This is a genomic window from Pseudomonas sp. Xaverov 259, from assembly GCF_019352915.1.
Lineage (GTDB): Bacteria > Pseudomonadota > Gammaproteobacteria > Pseudomonadales > Pseudomonadaceae > Aquipseudomonas.
Window position 1 is genome coordinate 151,275 of the sequence record NZ_JAAAFV010000031.1, and the last position, 17,147, is coordinate 168,421.

Below are 17,147 nucleotides of genomic sequence, written 5' to 3' on the forward strand. Positions count from 1 at the left end.
CGGTCTCTCGTTTATCAAAGTTTGGTCAAGGACAGGCCAGCCCAGGTGGCGAGCAGCCCGCCGAACACGCTGATGCCCAGGTAACCGAAGGCTACCAAAGCTTGCCCGCTTTCCAGCAGGCGCACCGTATCCAGTGAAAAGGATGAAAAGGTCGTAAGACCGCCTACAAAGCCGACAATCAAGCCGGCGCGAACCTCAATCGGCACTTCGGGGCGCAACAGGAACCAGCCGTACAACAGGCCGATTATCAGGCAACCCACCAGATTGACCGCCAGGGTCGCCGCATAAAAATGCTTCGGCCAGTTAGCGCTGACCCAAGTGCCGGTGGCGAAACGCAATAATGTACCAGCGATGCCCGCGGCGGACACGGCAAGAATGGTCTTGAGCACTACTTTCTCCGCTGTTTTGGGCTGAGGCGGTCGAGTTGGGCCAGATGATTGAGCTTTTCACCGATTTTCAGCTCCAGGCCACGGGGCACTGGCTGATAAAGCGGCAAGGGCTCAAGCTCATCGGGGAAGTAATCTTCGCCGGCCGCGTAGGCGTCCGGCTCATCGTGGGCATAGCGGTATTCGTCGCCATAACCCAACTGTTTCATCAGCTTGGTGGGCGCGTTGCGCAGGTGCATCGGCACTTCGAGGGAGCCGTATTCGGCAGCGGCACGCAGGGCGGATTTGAAGCCCATGTACACCGCGTTGCTTTTTGGCGCGCAGGCCAAGTAAGTGATGGCCTGGGCCACGGCCAACTCGCCTTCCGGGCTGCCGAGGCGCTCCTGCACATCCCAGGCCGCCAGGCACAGGCTCAGGGCGCGCGGGTCGGCGTTGCCGATGTCTTCGCTGGCCATGCGCACCACGCGGCGCGCCAGGTACAGCGGGTCGCAGCCGCCGTCGATCATGCGCGCAAACCAGTACAACGCGCCGTCGGGGTTGGAGCCGCGCACGGATTTGTGCAGTGCCGAGATCTGGTCGTAGAAGGCTTCGCCGCCCTTGTCGAAACGACGGCGCGTGTCGCCGAGCAGGCTTTGCAACAGGTCGACGCCAATCTCGTGGCCGTCTTCGGCCAGGTCCGAGGCGTTCTCCAGCAGGTTCAGAAAGCGCCGGCCATCGCCATCGGCGGCGGCCAGCAGAATCTTGAAACCTTCATCGCTGACACTCAGCTGGCGCTTGCCCAAGCCCTTGTCTTCGCTCAGAGCCCGATGCAGCAGCTTTTGCATCGCCGCTTCGTCCAGGCTCTTGAGCACATAGACACGCGCTCGCGAGAGCAAGGCGTTGTTGAGTTCGAACGAAGGGTTTTCGGTGGTCGCGCCAATGAAAATCAGCGTGCCATCTTCAACGTACGGCAAAAACGCATCCTGCTGCGACTTGTTGAAGCGATGCACTTCGTCGACGAACAGGATGGTGCGCTTGCCGTATTGCCCGGCCTGCTGCTTGGCGACTTCTACCGCCTGGCGAATCTCTTTGACTCCGGCCAGCACCGCCGAGACTGTTTCGAAGTGTGCATCCGAGACTTTCGCCAGCAGCCGCGCCAGGGTGGTTTTACCCACGCCCGGTGGGCCCCAGAAAATCATCGAGTGCAGCGCACCCTGCTCCAGGGCTTCGCGCAGAGGCTTGCCGCGAGCGAGCAGGTGTTCCTGCCCGACGTACTCATCCAGGTTGGTCGAGCGCAAGCGCGCCGCCAGGGGCTGAGCAATCGGGTCACTTCGAAACAAATCCATGGGCAGCGTTTGAAACCTCTAGTTTATTCCTGGATCACGTCGGCACCCTTGGGGATGACGAACTTGAACTTGGATGGGTCCACCGGCTGGTTAGCCTTGACGCCGGAGAACAGGATATCGGTGCGCTGGCCGACGCTGTCGATCAGGCGCATGTTGTTGATCACACCGTTGCCGAACGACAGGTTCAGGCTGTCAAACAGCGTGTCCTTGGATTTGGGCTTGAGGGTGAACTCGATCACGTTGCTGGTTTGCTTGGAGGTGATGTCGAAGCTGTCGTTGATCTTCGAGACATCGCCCGACAGCAGCAGCGCCGGCGTCTGGTTCAAGCGCGGGTCGAGCTTCTTGATGGTCGCCTGTTCCAGGTCCGGGTCCCACAGGGTGACCTTCTGGCCATCAGAAACGATGGTCTGCTCGGCCTTGCCTTCGGTGTGCCAGTAGAACAGCCCAGGGCGCTGCACGGCCATTTCGCCTTCGGTCTGCTGCAACTGGGTGCCGCCGGCATCCAGGGTCAACTGCGAGAAGCGCGCGGTCAGGGTCTTGGATTTGTCCAACAGGTTGGTCAGGCTGGCCACGGAGGCCGGATCAGCGTGGGCCGAAACAGCAGTCAGGGCCAGTGCCGGCAACAACAGCATGCGGATAAAGCGCATGGGAATCCTCATTGAGTAGTCAGGGCGAGCCGCGTGCTGCCACGCGGCACGTGGTCAGTCGCGCATCTGCCCAGGGGCGATGACTTCGCGCGAACCGTTGGTGTTCATTGGGGTGACGACGCCCGCATTTTCCATCGACTCGATCATGCGCGCGGCGCGGTTGTAGCCGATTTTCAGCTTGCGCTGCACCGCAGAAATCGAGGCGCGGCGGCTTTCGAGCACAAAGGCCACGGCTTCGTCATAGAGCGCGTCGGTTTCAGCATCATCGTCGCCACCCCCGCTGCCGCCGTCAAAGCCGCTGCCGGCCTCTTCCACGCCCGCGAGGATGTCGTCGTTGTATTCGGGCGCGCCACGCAGTTTCCAGGCTTCGACCACGCGGTGTACTTCGTCATCGGACACAAACGCACCGTGTACCCGAATCGGCAGGCTGGTGCCGGGCGGCATGTAGAGCATGTCACCGTGGCCCAGCAGTTGCTCGGCGCCACCCTGGTCGATGATGGTGCGCGAGTCGATCTTGCTGGAAACCTGGAACGCCATCCGCGTTGGAATGTTGGCCTTGATCAAGCCGGTGATCACATCCACCGAAGGCCGCTGGGTCGCGAGAATCAAGTGAATACCGGCCGCACGCGCCTTTTGGGCGATACGCGCGATCAGTTCTTCGACCTTCTTGCCGACGATCATCATCATGTCGGCAAACTCGTCGACCACCACCACGATGGTCGGCAGCTTGGTCAGCAGCGGCGCTTCGTCGTGGATGCTTTCGCGCTTGTACAGCGGGTCGGTCAGCGGTGTGCCGGCGTCCTGGGCTTCCTTGACCTTGGCATTGAAGCCCGACAGGTTACGCACGCCCATCTTCGCCATCAGCTTGTAGCGGCGCTCCATCTCGGCGACGCTCCAGCGCAGGGCGTTGGCGGCGTCCTTCATGTCGGTCACCACCGGGCACAGCAGGTGCGGGATGCCTTCGTAGATCGACAATTCGAGCATTTTCGGGTCGATCATGATCAGCTTGGCGTCATCCGGGCCGGACTTGAACAGGATCGACAGGATCATCGCGTTCACGCCCACCGACTTACCGGAACCGGTGGTACCGGCCACCAGCAGGTGTGGCATTTTCGCCAGGTCGGTGATCACCGGCTTACCGCCGATGTCATGGCCGAGGGCCAGGGTGACCGGCGATTTGAAGTTGTCGTATTCCGGGGTCGAGAGTACTTCCGAGAAGCGCACGATCTGGCGGTCTTCGTTGGGAATCTCGATGCCGACGGTGGTCTTGCCGGGGATCACTTCCACCACCCGCACACTGGTCACGGCCAGGGAACGGGCCAAGTCTTTGGCCAGGTTGGAGATTCGGCTGACCTTGACGCCGGCTGCGGGCTGGATTTCGTAACGGGTAATCACCGGGCCTGGGTGAATGGAATCCACCGAGACTTCGACGCCGAATTCCTTGAGCTTGATTTCCAGCAGATGGCCAACCGCCGCCAAGGACTCCGGGGAATAATTGAGTTGTTTCTTTTCGGCCGGGTCGAGAATCGAGATCGGCGGCAGAGTGCCTTCGACAGCACTGTCGACAAACAACGGCGCCTGCTTCTCTTTCTGCACACGATGGCTTGGTTCCGGCGCCTTGGGCGGTGCCGGGGCAATCACCGGCGGCACCTGCTTCTCGCGGTCCGACATGTGCTTGCTCAGGGCCTGCTCGCGCTCGATCAAGCGTTCCTTGACCTTGGCTTGCTCGCGGCGGTCCGGCGTACTCGGGGCCACCACCTCGTTAACGCGGGTGTCCACCTCACGCAGTTGCGCGACCATGCGCTTGCGATCAACCCGGGCCGACCACCAACGGTTGGCGGCACCCTGGAACAATTCGAGCAGGTCAAGGGTGATCTTGCCGGTCACGTCCATCACCTTGAACCACGACAGGTCGGTGAACACGGTGAGGCCGAACAGGAACAGCGCGATAAACATCAAGGTGCTGCCCTGGATATTCAGGGTCCTGCGCGCCAGGTCGCCGAGGCTTTCGCCCAACGCCCCGCCCGCGCCCGCCGGCAGGCCGGTAGGTGCATGAAAATGAATGTGCGCCAGCGCCGCGCCGGACAACACCAGGAACACCAGGCCGATCAGGCGCCAGGAGAACAGCCAGCCGCTCCACTGCCACGGTTCGTGACGCTGGCGGAAGATCTGCCAGGTCTTGATCGCCAGCAACAACGGGAAGATATACGCAAAGTAACCCAGCACCATAAACAGGATATCGGCGCTGTAGGAACCGGCGGGGCCGCCGAAGTTCTGCACGTCTTCGATCTTGCTGTTGTGGCTCCAGCCCGGATCGTCCTTGCCATAGGTGAGCAAGGCCATCATCAGGAACAGGCACAGGGCGCCGATAGCGATCAGCGCGCCTTCCTTGAGTCGGTAATGCAGGTGCTGGCGCCAGGCCGGCACGACTGCTGCTTTAGGTGTTGCGGCGGATTTCTTCAAAACGGGTCTATTCCTGCGCCTTTAGCGCGTCCATCTGTTGAATGACTGCACACTGCTCAATCCGAGCAGCTGAAAAATGAACGAATGTCGCTGAAACTACTTTTAACATTGGGTGATGAACAGGTGAAAGGGCGATAACGCCACAATGCCCGCATTGTACGGGTTTGCGTCGGCGATGCCACGTACTTGCCCTCACCCGCAGGCCTGGACAGTGGATGTGTCACAGCCGGTTCAATTTGAGCATGCATTGTCTTTGCTGACAAAGGCTTATGCGCTGTTTTTATCAAAGTAGACAAGCTTGGCAATTGGCCTGCATCGCCCAGACCCGATTACGACCGCGCCTGCGGGGCAGAGTTGCAGAAACACCCGTTAACGCTATTGCACGCCGATGCCCGATTCGGGCTGGCCCCACAGCGCCTTGTCGACAATAATCACCCCACATGTGGCAGGCGTCATACCTGCCACTCCCCTCCCCTACCGTAAGCCTGGATGCCATGCTGACCTGGTTGCAACGCGATTCCCTGACTTTCCCGCCGCTGGCTAAAGCCATGCGCGAACCCAATGGCCTGCTGGCCGCCGGTGGCGACCTGTCGGCCGAACGACTGATCCAGGCCTACCGCCATGGCTGCTTCCCGTGGTTCTCCGACGGCCAGCCGATCCTCTGGTGGTCGCCAGACCCGCGCACGGTGATATTCCCCGACGAGCTGCACGTGTCACGCAGCCTGGGCAAACTGTTGCGCCAGCAGCGTTATAGCGTGACCTTTGACCAGGACTTCGCCGCCGTCATCCAGGCCTGCGCCGCGCCGCGCGCTTATGCAGACGGCACCTGGATCACCGAAGGTATCCAAAGCGCCTACCTGGAGCTGCACCAGCGCGGCTACGCGCACTCCGTTGAAGTGTGGGATGACGGCAAGTTGGTCGGCGGCCTGTATGGCCTGGCAATGGGCCAGTTGTTTTTTGGCGAATCGATGTTCAGCCGCGCCGACAATGCCTCCAAGTTCGGCTTTGCCACGCTGACCCGCCAGTTGCTGGCCTGGGGTTTTGTCCTGATCGACTGCCAGATGCCCAATGATCACCTGCACAGCCTCGGCGCCCGCGCCATACCACGCAGTGAATTTGCCGGCTTCCTGCGTAACCATTTAGACCAACCCAGCTCTGGCCCGTGGGTTTCCTAGGCGACTTCCTCGTACCTGGCTTACACTTATTTCAAAGCTTATCCGAGGGTTGATCATGACCGAGCTGGCGCGCTTGAAGTTTTATGCCACTCAAGCCCACTCTTGCAGCTATCTGCCCGACGAGCAGGCCACCACACTGTTCCTCGACCCCAGCCAGCCGATGGACGTGCATGTGTATGCCGACCTCTCAGAGATGGGTTTTCGGCGCAGCGGCGATCATCTGTACCGGCCCCATTGCCAGAATTGCAATGCGTGCGTGCCTGCGCGCATCCCGGTTGCGCAGTTTTTGCCGGACCGCAACCAGAAACGCATCCTCAAACGTAACGCCGACCTGACGGTCACGGCCACCAAGCCGCAGTACAGCGAAGAGTATTTCGATCTTTACCAGCGCTATATCGAACAACGCCATGCGGACGGCGATATGTTCCCACCCAGCCGCGATCAGTTTTCGACCTTCCTGGTGCGCGACCTGCCCTTCTCGCGTTTCTATGAGTTCCGCCTGGACGGCCGCCTGCTGGCGGTGGCGGTGACCGACCTGCTGCCCAACGGCCTGTCGGCGGTCTACACCTTCTATGAGCCGGCCGAAGAACGCCGCAGCCTTGGGCGCTTTGCGATTTTGTGGCAAATCGGTGAAGCCGCGCGCCTGGAACTGGAGGCGGTGTACCTCGGATACTGGATCAAGAACTGCAAAAAGATGAACTACAAGACCCAATATCGGCCCATTGAGCTACTGATTAATCAAAGATGGGTAACGCTTAACTAGAACCCCTTGGCTTAAACACCCTTTTTCGGGCACAATGCACGCCGCTTTTGCCTGGCGCAGTTGCACCGGGCCATTCACTGGATACCGAGGGCTTTACTGCATGTCGAAAGAAGACAGCTTCGAAATGGAAGGCACTGTCGTCGACACCCTGCCCAACACCATGTTTCGTGTGGAGTTGGAAAATGGGCACGTCGTAACCGCGCATATCTCCGGCAAGATGCGCAAGAACTACATTCGTATTCTTACCGGTGACAAAGTGCGCGTCGAGCTGACGCCCTATGACTTGAGCAAAGGGCGCATCACTTACCGCGCTCGTTAAGCAAGTCAATACAAAACGCCCGGTTATGCCGGGCGTTTTTGTGTGTGCGAGATTTGTCCAACACCACAAATCCCTGTGGGAGCTGGCTTGCCTGCGATGGCGGTCTATCAGGAAAATATTCTTCAGCTGACCCGCCGCTATCGCAGGCAAGCCAGCTCCCACAGTAGATCTCCAGCATATTCTAGATAGCAAAAAGGCGCCTTTCGGCGCCTTTTTACTGTGTTGCGATCAGCTATCAGGCCATTTCGGCCGTGGTTTCGAACTCGAAGGTCAGCTCGCCATCCTTCAGATCGATATGCACCACGCCACCATGGTCGGAAAGCTCGCCAAACAGGATCTCTTCGGCCAGCGGCCGCTTGATCTTGTCCTGGATCAGACGCGCCATTGGGCGAGCGCCCATTGCCGAGTCGTAGCCGCCTTCGGCCAGCCAGTTGCGCGCCGCGTCCGTCACTTCCAGCTGCACGCGCTTGTCTTCCAACTGCGCCTGAAGCTCGGTAAGGAACTTGTCCACCACGCTTTTGATGACCTCATGGCTGAGGCGACCAAACTGGATAATGGTGTCCAGACGGTTGCGGAACTCCGGCGTGAAGCTCTTCTTGATCACTTCCATCGCATCAGACGAGTGGTCCTGATGGGTAAAGCCGATGGACGCCCGCGCGGCGGTTTCAGCACCGGCGTTGGTGGTCATGATCACGATGACGTTGCGGAAGTCCGCCTTGCGCCCGTTGTTATCGGTCAGGGTGCCGTGGTCCATGACCTGCAGCAGCAGGTTAAAGACTTCCGGGTGGGCCTTTTCGATTTCATCGAGCAGCAACACGCAGTGCGGCTGCTTGGTGATGGCTTCGGTCAACAGGCCGCCCTGGTCGAACCCAACATAGCCCGGAGGCGCGCCGATCAAGCGCGACACGGTGTGGCGCTCCATGTATTCGGACATGTCGAAACGCACCAGCTCAATGCCCATGGCCTTGGCCAACTGCCGCGCCGCTTCGGTCTTGCCGACGCCGGTCGGGCCTGCGAACAGGAACGAGCCGACCGGTTTGTCCGGCGACTTGAGGCCCGCACGCGAGAGTTTGATCGCAGTGGACAGTGCATCGATGGCAGCATCCTGGCCAAACACCGTGAGCTTGAGGTCGCGCTCCAGGTTACGCAGCAGCTCCTTGTCGGAACTATTGACGTGCTTAGGCGGAATACGCGCGATCTTCGCCACGATGTCCTCGACTTGAGGCACGTCGATGCGCTTCACACGCTTCTCGACCGGCTGCAGGCGCTGGTAGGCACCCGCCTCGTCGATCACGTCGATGGCCTTGTCCGGCATATGCCGGTCATTGATGTAGCGCGATGCCAGCTCAGCAGCGGCCCGCAGGGCCTCATCGGTGTACTCGATGCCGTGGTGCGCCTCGAAGCGCCCCTTGAGGCCGCGCAGGATGCCTATGGTGTCTTCAACCGAAGGCTCGGACACGTCGACTTTCTGGAAGCGACGCGCCAGGGCACGGTCTTTTTCGAAGATGCCGCGAAATTCCTGGAACGTAGTCGAACCGATGCAGCGGATATCACCCGACGACAGCAGCGGCTTGAGCAGGTTGGAGGCATCCATTACCCCACCGGACGCCGCACCGGCACCAATGATGGTGTGGATTTCATCGATAAACAGGATCGCCTGCGGGCGTTTTTTCAGCTCGCCGAGCAGCGCCTTGAAGCGCTTCTCGAAATCGCCACGGTACTTGGTCCCGGCGAGCAACGCGCCCAGGTCAAGGGAGTAGACAACACTGTTGGCCAGCAGGTCAGGCACCTGGTTATCAACGATGCGCTTGGCCAGGCCTTCGGCAATCGCGGTTTTACCCACGCCCGCCTCGCCCACCAGCAACGGATTGTTCTTGCGACGACGTGCGAGGATCTGCGCTACACGCTCAACCTCAAGCTCACGCCCCACCAGCGGGTCAATCCGCCCTTGGCGCGCCAGTTCGTTGAGGTTACTGGCATAGGCATCCAGTGGATTGCCCGAAGAAGAAGACTCACCGCCCTCGTCGTCCTGCATATCCTGCTCACCCTCGGAATGATCGCCGTGCCCTGGCACCTTGGAGATACCGTGGGCGATGTAGTTGACGACATCAATACGGGCAACGCTCTGCTGCTTGAGCAGGAACACTGCCTGGCTTTCCTGCTCGCTGAAAATCGCCACAAGCACATTGGCGCCCGTGACCTCACGCTTACCGGAGCTCTGTACGTGGAAGACAGCACGCTGCAATACCCGCTGAAAGCCCAGGGTTGGCTGGGTTTCACGGTCCTCGTCATGCACGGGGATCAATGGCGTGGTGGAGTCGATAAACTCCTGCAGGTCATGCTTGAGTTTGTCGAGGTTGGCGCCGCACGCACGTAGAACGGTGGCGGCAGCTTCGTTATCCAAAAGTGCCAGCAGCAGGTGCTCGACGGTCATGAATTCATGACGCTTCGAACGGGCCTCCTTGAAGGCAAGATTGAGGGTGACTTCGAGCTCGCGGTTTAACATAGCTTCACCTCATACCCAAGTGGTCGGCGTTAACCGTCCTTCTCGATTTCACAGAGTAGCGGATGCTGGCTTTCCCTGGCGTACTGGTTGACCTGCATGGCCTTTGTCTCGGCGATGTCACGGGTAAACACTCCACATACTGCCCGTCCTTCTGTGTGAACGGCCAGCATTACCTTGGTCGCCAGCTCGCGGTTCAGGTTAAAAAACACCTCGAGCACTTCGACGACGAAATCCATCGGTGTGTAGTCATCATTAAACAAAACCACCTTGTACATCGGCGGCGCCTGTAAAGCAGGCTTCGCCTCCTGGACAGCAATGCCTGCAGAACCGTCGTCATCGTGTTCCTGATCCGGGCGATCCTGATTGAATGTTAGTCGAATCTGGCTGTTTGCATGCATGGAAAGAAAGGTTCGTCAGTGGTTCAAATACAGTGGTGGGGGCGACCTGTCAGATTTTCAACTACTGACCGGCTGGTCGCCTTGACTATCGGCGAAACGGTGTTACAACCAATAGAACCCACAGTGGGTAAAAAAGGTCCGCGCAGTCAACCTTATTTATTCGGGTTAGGACGGATAAACTGGATGATACTCCAGTGATGGAGTCTGGTGCAGAGGGATATGGTTATGTCTGGCGTCAAGATCAGTGGCAAGGTCAAATGGTTTAACAATGCCAAGGGGTACGGGTTCATCAATGCAGATGGACAATCCGGAGAGGATCTGTTTGCACATTATTCAGCGATTACCATGGAAGGGTACAAGACCTTGAAGGCGGGCCAGCCTGTGGAGTTTGAAATCATTCAAGGGCCGAAAGGCCTGCACGCAGTCGGAATTTGTGCAGCCTGCGCAGCTACACCTGGATCAATCCACGACGAAGCGCACGAAACACAACTCAAGGCAGGTCAAGCCCCCCACCCAAAAGACAAACAAACGGCCTGATCACCCCTTAAGCAAACCGCACGAAAAAAGCCGGCCACTCTGAGTCATCAGAATGGCCGGCTTTTTTATAGCGTCACCTTACATATGCGAAATCAGTGCGTCGCCAAACCCTGACGACGACACCAGTTTCGCGCCCTCCATCAAACGTTCAAAGTCATAGGTCACGGTCTTCGCCGAAATCGCACCATTGGTGCCCTTGATGATCAGATCCGCCGCTTCAGTCCAGCCCATGTGCCGCAGCATCATTTCTGCCGACAGGATCAACGAACCCGGGTTGACCTGATCCTTGCCTGCATATTTAGGCGCAGTACCGTGGGTGGCTTCGAACATAGCCACGGTGTCGGAGAGGTTGGCCCCCGGCGCAATACCAATGCCACCTACTTCCGCCGCCAGCGCGTCAGACAGGTAGTCACCGTTAAGGTTGAGCGTGGCAATCACATCATATTCCGCCGGCCGCAATAGAATCTGCTGGAGCATGGCGTCGGCAATCGCGTCCTTGACCACCACATTCTTGCCGGTTTTGGGGTTTTTGAACTGCATCCACGGGCCGCCGTCGAGCAGGGTCGCGCCAAATTCTTTTTCGGCAATACCGTAGGCCCACTCTTTGAAGGCACCCTCGGTGAACTTCATGATGTTGCCTTTGTGCACGATGGTCAGCGAATCACGGTCATTATCCACTACATATTGCAGGGCTTTGCGCGCCAGGCGCTCGGTGCCTTCCTTGGAAACCGGCTTGATGCCAATCCCGCAGTCCTGGTCGAAACGGATCTTGGTAACGCCCATTTCTTCCTTGAGGAACTTGATCACCTTGATCGCTTCCGGCGAACCGGCTTTCCACTCGATCCCGGCGTATATATCTTCGGAGTTTTCACGGAAGATGGTCATGTCCACATCGCCCGGCTTCTTGACCGGGCTGGGCACGCCTTCAAACCAGCGCACCGGGCGCAGGCAAACATATAAATCGAGTTGTTGGCGCAGGGCCACGTTCAGCGAACGGATGCCGCCGCCCACCGGCGTGGTTAGCGGGCCTTTGATGGAAACCACGTAATCCTTGACCGCATCCAGGGTTTCCTGGGGCAGCCAGGTGTCCTGGTCGTAGACTTGAGTCGCCTTTTCGCCGGCATACACCTCCATCCAGGAGATTTTGCGCTTGCCGCCGTAGGCCTTTTCAACAGCCGCGTCGACCACCTTGATCATCACCGGGCTGATGTCGACGCCAATACCGTCGCCTTCTATATAAGGGATGATCGGTTGGTCAGGAACATTGAGAGAATGGTCTGCATTGACGGTGATTTTGTCGCCGACTGCCGGAACCTGAATCTTCTTGTATCCCATGCTGAACTCCATCTATGGATTGAACATCTGGCTGCGTTCGAGCCTACTCCAGATAAATGGCGACTGAAACCTCACGCCATGCTCATCTGCATCGAAAACAGCATAATTTGTCGCCTACAAGCCTGAAAGCAAAGGCAAAATCGCCAATCTTGAGCACATCGTGCGACTTTGGTCGCAGTCTGGGCCCTGCGACCTTTAGACCAATGGACGACACACCTTTTGTATGAAGGCTCGGCGTAAGCATAGCGACCTATGTATAATGCCGCCGCTGACCAAAGAGTCACGACGGTTGACCGCTCTAGACAGTAGCCCTCAGCCAGAAAGCAGGACTATTACCATAGTCCAAACGCTTGACGCTCGACTGATGCAAACCAACATCACCGCGAAGAAACCTCGACATTTCGCTCATGGATGACTTTGAACGAACGCGCTCCACCCGGCGCATCTCGAGTTTCTGCGCACGCTTTCAGCAAAGAAGAGAGTTAATCCGAATATGCCCACCCGCTCGAAGATCATCTACACCTTCACCGACGAAGCCCCAGCCCTCGCCACCTATTCACTGCTGCCTATCGTAGAGGCCTTCACCGCTTCCGCTGATATTGCTGTGGAAACCCGCGACATTTCCCTGGCCGCGCGCATCCTCGCAAGCTTCCCCGAGCAACTGGGCAACAAGGCAATCGCGGACCACCTCGCCGAACTGGGCGACCTGGCCGTTACGCCTGAAGCCAACATCATCAAGCTGCCTAACATCAGCGCCTCGACCCCGCAGCTGCAAGCGGCGATCAAGGAACTGCAGGCCCAGGGCTACGCCCTGCCGGACTACCCGGAAACCGTAACCACCGACGCGGAAAAAGAAACCCGCGCACGTTACGACAAGGTCAAGGGCAGCGCCGTGAACCCGGTACTGCGCGAAGGCAACTCCGACCGCCGCGCACCGCTGTCGGTCAAGAACTACGCGCGCAAGCACCCGCACAAAATGGGCGCCTGGGCTGCTGACTCCAAGTCGCACATCGCACACATGAGCAACGGCGACTTCTACGGCAGCGAAAAAGCCGTGCAGATCGAAGCCGCTGACGCCGTGAAGATCGAACTGATCGCCAAAGACGGTACCGCGACCGTCTTGAAAGAAAAGACCTCGGTACAAGCCGGCGAAATCATCGACACCGCCGTGCTGAGCAAAAAAGCCCTGCGCGCGTTCATTGCCGCTGAAATCGAAGACGCCAAGCAGCAAGGCGTGCTGCTGTCGGTTCACTTGAAAGCCACCATGATGAAGGTCTCCGACCCGATCATGTTCGGCCAGATCGTTGCCGAGTTCTATAAAGACGCCCTGGCCAAGCACGCTACCGTGCTGGAACAGATCGGCTTCAACCTGAACAACGGCATCGGTGACCTGTACGCTCGCATCAAGGCGTTGCCGGCCGAGCAGCAAGCGCAGATCGAAGCTGACATTCAGGCGGTCTACGCCGCTCGCCCATCGCTGGCGATGGTCAACTCCGATAAAGGCATCACCAACCTGCACGTGCCGAGCGACGTGATCGTCGACGCCTCGATGCCGGCCATGATCCGTGACTCCGGCAAAATGTGGGGCACCGACGGCCAGTTGCACGACACCAAGGCGGTGATCCCGGATCGCTGCTACGCCACCATCTACCAAGCCGTCATCGAAGACTGCAAGGCCAATGGCGCTTTCGACCCAACCACTATGGGCAGCGTGCCAAACGTTGGCCTGATGGCCAAAAAAGCCGAAGAGTACGGTTCCCACGACAAGACCTTCCAGATCAAGGCTGACGGCGTAGTCCGCGTCACCGACAGCAAGGGCACCTTGCTGATGGAACAGGCTGTCGAAGCCGGCGACATCTTCCGCATGTGCCAGACCAAAGACGCGCCGATCCAGGACTGGGTCAAGCTCGCCGTCAACCGTGCCCGCGCCAGCAACACCCCGGCCATCTTCTGGCTGGACCCACAGCGTGCGCACGATGGCGTAGTGGTCGAGAAAGTTCAGGCCTACCTGAAAGACCACAACACCGAAGGCCTGGACATTCGCATCATGTCGCCGGTCGACGCGATGAAGTTCACTCTGGAGCGCACCCGCAAGGGCCTGGACACCATCTCAGTGACCGGCAACGTACTGCGCGACTACCTGACCGACCTGTTCCCGATCATGGAACTGGGCACCAGCGCCAAGATGCTGTCGATCGTGCCGCTGATGAACGGTGGCGGCCTGTTCGAAACCGGCGCCGGCGGTTCGGCGCCGAAGCACGTGCAGCAACTGGTTGAAGAGAACTTCCTGCGTTGGGATTCCCTGGGCGAGTTCCTGGCCCTGGCCGCGTCCCTTGAGCATTTGGGTGTCACCTACAACAACCCGAAAGCCCTGGTACTGTCCAAGACCCTGGACCAGGCCACCGGCCAGTTCCTGGACAACAACAAGTCGCCATCGCGCAAAGTCGGCAACATCGACAACCGCGGCAGCCACTTCTACCTGGCGCTGTACTGGGCGCAAGCCCTGGCCGCCCAGACTGAAGATGCTGCACTGCAAGCGCAGTTTGGCGAGCTGGCCAAGACCCTGACCGACAACGAGGCAACCATCGTTGCCGAGTTGAACGCGGTACAGGGCAAGCCAGTGGACATCGGCGGCTACTACGCGCCGAACCCGGAGCTGACCAGCAATGCCATGCGCCCAAGCAACACCCTCAACGCGGCAATTGCCAAGTTGAAGTAAGGTTGTAAGGATGCAAAGAAGCCCCGGCCATGTGCCGGGGTTTCTGTTTGCACCCTGGTTTCACTGAACCCCCTTGATCAAATGTGGGAGCTGGCTTGCCTGCGATAGCAGTCTGTCAGTTCATGCAGATGTAGCTGACCCACCGCTATCGCAGGCAAGCCAGCTCCCACACTGAACAAGTTTCTTCAGTCACTACACATTGAGGCCACTTATGACCTGGCAACCCCACATCACCGTCGCCACTATCGTCGAAGACAACGGCCGCTTCCTGATGGTCGAGGAACTCAAGGGCGGCCGCGCTGTGCTCAACCAGCCAGCCGGCCATCTGGACCCGCATGAAACCCTCACCGATGCTGCCGTGCGCGAAACCCTCGAAGAAACCGGCTGGGACGTCGAAGCCACCGGCATTGTCGGCATCTACCTGTACACCGCGCCCAGCAATGGCGTGACGTACCAACGGGTTTGCTTTACCGCCAAGGCGCTGAAACACCACCCGGACTATCAGCTCGATGAAGGCATCGTCCGCGCCCGCTGGCTGACCCGTGAGGAGCTGATGGCCCTGCGCGACGACTGGCGCAGTGAGCTGATCATCCGCTGTATCGATGATTATCTGGCCGGCCAGCGCCATAGCCTCGAATTGATCCGCCCTTCTCTTTAGCCTTGCGGGCGTGAGCCTGTTAGAATCGCGTCCTTTTTCAAGACACCCGTTGAAACCCTATGCGTGATCCAGCCCCTTCTGACACACAAAAGAAGCGCGTCATCGTCGGCATGTCCGGCGGCGTGGATTCTTCCGTTTCCGCCGTTCTGCTCATGGAGCAGGGTTATGAGGTGGAAGGCCTGTTCATGAAGAACTGGGAAGAAGACGATGGAACGGAATATTGCACCGCCATGGACGACCTGGCCGACGCCCAGGCCGTGTGTGACAAGATCGGCATCAAGCTGCACACCGCCAACTTCGCCGCCGAGTACTGGGACAATGTGTTCGAGCACTTCCTGGCCGAATACAAGGCCGGTCGCACGCCGAACCCGGACATCCTGTGTAACCGCGAAATCAAGTTCAAGGCGTTCCTCGACTACGCCATGATCCTCGGCGCCGACCTGATTGCCACTGGCCACTACGTGCGCCGTCGCGACGTCGACAACCGCACCGAGCTGCTCAAAGGCCTGGACCCGAACAAGGACCAGAGCTACTTCCTGCATGCCGTGGGCGGCGAACAGATCGCCAAGACCCTGTTCCCGGTCGGTGAGCTGGAAAAGCCCGAAGTGCGCAAGATCGCCGAAAAACACGGCCTGGCCACTGCCAAGAAGAAGGACTCCACCGGGATCTGCTTTATCGGCGAGCGCCGCTTCAGCGACTTCCTCAAGCAATACCTCCCGGCACAGCCAGGCGAAATCAAAACCACCGACGGTGAAGTGATCGGCCGCCACCATGGCCTGATGTACCACACCATTGGCCAACGTCAGGGTTTGGGCATCGGCGGCCTTAAAGATGCCGGTGAAGAACCGTGGTACGTGCTGGTCAAGGACCTGGAAAACAACGTGCTGGTCGTCGGCCAGGGCAACGAACACCCACTGCTGTTCTCGGGCGCCTTGCTGGCTTCGGAGATCTATTGGGTCAACCCGATCGACCTGAGCACGCCACGCCGCCTGACCGCCAAAGTGCGCTATCGCCAGAGCGACCAGCCCTGCACCCTGGAAAAAACTGCCAGCGGCTACCGCGCCACCTTCGATGACCCGCAACGCGCGGTCACGCCAGGCCAATCGGTGGTGTTCTATGACGGCGAAATTTGCCTGGGCGGCGGCGTGATTGAAGTCGCCGAAGCCTGGAGCAACCCGGCATGAGCCCGACCCAGGAGCAATTGACGGCACTCGGCGGGGTTTTCCTCGCCGCCGTGCTGGTCGACAAGATCGCCAAGACCGGCCAGGTGACCGAGGCAGGCCTGACCTGCATGCTCGGCAGCCTGCTGATCCGCGATCCCAAGGACACCCTGGAAGTGTATGGCGGCGACGACCTGGCGCTGCGTGAAGGTTACCGCGCGTTGATCGGCGCCCTGGAACGCGACCCCAACACCTTGCAACGTGAGCCGTTGCGCTATGCCCTGTCGATGCTCGGCCTTGAGCGGCAACTGGCCAAGCGCGACGACCTGCTCGAAACCATCGGCAAACGCCTGCCGCAGATTCAGTCCCAGGTGGAACACTTCGGCCCGGCCCACGAAAACGTGATTGCCGCCTGTGGTGCGCTGTACCAGGACACCTTGAGCACCTTGCGCCAGCGCATCCAGGTGCACGGCGACATGCGCAACCTGCAGCAACCGAACAACGCCTCGAAAATCCGCGCCCTGCTGCTGGCCGGTATTCGTTCGGCGCGGTTGTGGCGCCAGTTGGGCGGTCATCGCTGGCAGTTGGTGATCAGCCGACGCAAATTGCTCAAAGAGCTTTACCCGTTGATGCGCAACGAATAAGTCGCAGCAACCCGCTTTTTTTATAGCCTCACGCGTAATACGCCGGTCAGTTGGCGACGGACCGGCGGATTTTTTCATGTATGATACGCGCCCCATTTCGTTGCCCGACTGT

15 protein-coding genes are annotated in these 17,147 nt (G+C 59.2%); 8 read left to right on the forward strand and 7 right to left on the reverse strand.

Annotation, left to right across the window (positions count from 1 at the left end):
• Window positions 1-14: 14 nt before the first annotated feature.
• The 4 genes from crcB to K0H48_RS11390 are packed head-to-tail and all read right to left on the reverse strand — an operon-like array spanning window position 15 to window position 4,821.
• Window positions 15-389 (reverse strand): fluoride efflux transporter CrcB, encoded by a 375-nt coding sequence (gene crcB, locus K0H48_RS11375; protein WP_017137499.1) that lies wholly within the window; start codon window positions 387-389, stop codon window positions 15-17.
• Window positions 389-1,711 (reverse strand): replication-associated recombination protein A, encoded by a 1,323-nt coding sequence (locus K0H48_RS11380; protein ID WP_138814955.1) that lies wholly within the window; start codon window positions 1,709-1,711, stop codon window positions 389-391. The genes crcB and K0H48_RS11380 overlap by 1 nt, the downstream gene beginning before the upstream one ends.
• Window positions 1,712-1,734: 23 nt before the next feature.
• A complete protein-coding gene (gene lolA, locus K0H48_RS11385) occupies window positions 1,735-2,358 on the reverse strand; it encodes an outer membrane lipoprotein chaperone LolA (protein ID WP_138814954.1) in 624 nt (207 codons plus the stop codon).
• Between the two features lie 54 nt (window positions 2,359-2,412).
• Window positions 2,413-4,821: a DNA translocase FtsK gene (locus K0H48_RS11390; RefSeq protein ID WP_219267539.1), complete on the reverse strand. Its 2,409-nt coding sequence runs from the start codon at window positions 4,819-4,821 to the stop codon at window positions 2,413-2,415.
• 494 nt (window positions 4,822-5,315) lie between these two features.
• Here K0H48_RS11390 and aat point away from each other — a divergent pair, with 494 nt between their 5' ends.
• The 3 genes from aat (at window position 5,316) to infA (ending at window position 7,078) form a co-directional block, all read left to right on the forward strand.
• The gene (gene aat, locus K0H48_RS11395; RefSeq protein ID WP_138814952.1) at window positions 5,316-5,996 is read left to right on the forward strand and encodes a leucyl/phenylalanyl-tRNA--protein transferase; all 681 of its coding nucleotides are present in this window, start codon (window positions 5,316-5,318) and stop codon (window positions 5,994-5,996) included.
• 55 nt (window positions 5,997-6,051) lie between these two features.
• Complete coding sequence (locus K0H48_RS11400) at window positions 6,052-6,759, forward strand: arginyltransferase (protein WP_017137504.1); 708 nt, start codon at window positions 6,052-6,054, stop codon at window positions 6,757-6,759.
• 100 nt (window positions 6,760-6,859) lie between these two features.
• The gene (gene infA / locus K0H48_RS11405) at window positions 6,860-7,078 is read left to right on the forward strand and encodes a translation initiation factor IF-1 (RefSeq protein WP_002553999.1); all 219 of its coding nucleotides are present in this window, start codon (window positions 6,860-6,862) and stop codon (window positions 7,076-7,078) included.
• 235 nt (window positions 7,079-7,313) lie between these two features.
• On the opposite strand, the gene clpA is transcribed toward infA, so the two are convergent.
• Window positions 7,314-9,584, reverse strand: a complete 2,271-nt coding sequence (gene clpA / locus K0H48_RS11410) for an ATP-dependent Clp protease ATP-binding subunit ClpA (RefSeq protein WP_056861703.1) — start codon at window positions 9,582-9,584, stop codon at window positions 7,314-7,316.
• 29 nt (window positions 9,585-9,613) lie between these two features.
• Complete coding sequence (clpS, locus tag K0H48_RS11415; RefSeq protein WP_005789091.1) at window positions 9,614-9,982, reverse strand: ATP-dependent Clp protease adapter ClpS; 369 nt, start codon at window positions 9,980-9,982, stop codon at window positions 9,614-9,616.
• A gap of 225 nt (window positions 9,983-10,207) precedes the next feature.
• Between clpS and K0H48_RS11420 the strand changes: the two genes are divergently transcribed.
• Window positions 10,208-10,519, forward strand: a complete 312-nt coding sequence (locus K0H48_RS11420) for a cold shock domain-containing protein (RefSeq protein WP_219267540.1) — start codon at window positions 10,208-10,210, stop codon at window positions 10,517-10,519.
• Window positions 10,520-10,597: 78 nt separating this feature from the next.
• Here K0H48_RS11420 and icd read toward each other — a convergent pair whose 3' ends face one another.
• Window positions 10,598-11,854 (reverse strand): NADP-dependent isocitrate dehydrogenase, encoded by a 1,257-nt coding sequence (gene icd, locus K0H48_RS11425; protein ID WP_065931181.1) that lies wholly within the window; start codon window positions 11,852-11,854, stop codon window positions 10,598-10,600.
• Between the two features lie 493 nt (window positions 11,855-12,347).
• Between icd and K0H48_RS11430 the strand changes: the two genes are divergently transcribed.
• From K0H48_RS11430 to hflD, 4 genes are all read left to right on the forward strand, one after another.
• Window positions 12,348-14,573, forward strand: a complete 2,226-nt coding sequence (locus K0H48_RS11430) for an NADP-dependent isocitrate dehydrogenase (RefSeq protein WP_219267541.1) — start codon at window positions 12,348-12,350, stop codon at window positions 14,571-14,573.
• A gap of 211 nt (window positions 14,574-14,784) precedes the next feature.
• Window positions 14,785-15,231 carry an NUDIX hydrolase gene (locus K0H48_RS11435; RefSeq protein ID WP_219267542.1) on the forward strand — a complete coding sequence of 149 codons (447 nt, stop codon included), beginning with the start codon at window positions 14,785-14,787 and terminating at the stop codon, window positions 15,229-15,231.
• A 59-nt stretch (window positions 15,232-15,290) separates the two neighbouring features.
• Window positions 15,291-16,415 (forward strand): tRNA 2-thiouridine(34) synthase MnmA, encoded by a 1,125-nt coding sequence (gene mnmA, locus K0H48_RS11440; RefSeq protein WP_056861699.1) that lies wholly within the window; start codon window positions 15,291-15,293, stop codon window positions 16,413-16,415.
• A complete protein-coding gene (hflD, locus tag K0H48_RS11445) occupies window positions 16,412-17,035 on the forward strand; it encodes a high frequency lysogenization protein HflD (RefSeq protein WP_133100237.1) in 624 nt (207 codons plus the stop codon). The genes mnmA and hflD overlap by 4 nt, the downstream gene beginning before the upstream one ends.
• The last annotated feature ends 112 nt before the right edge of the window (window positions 17,036-17,147 follow it).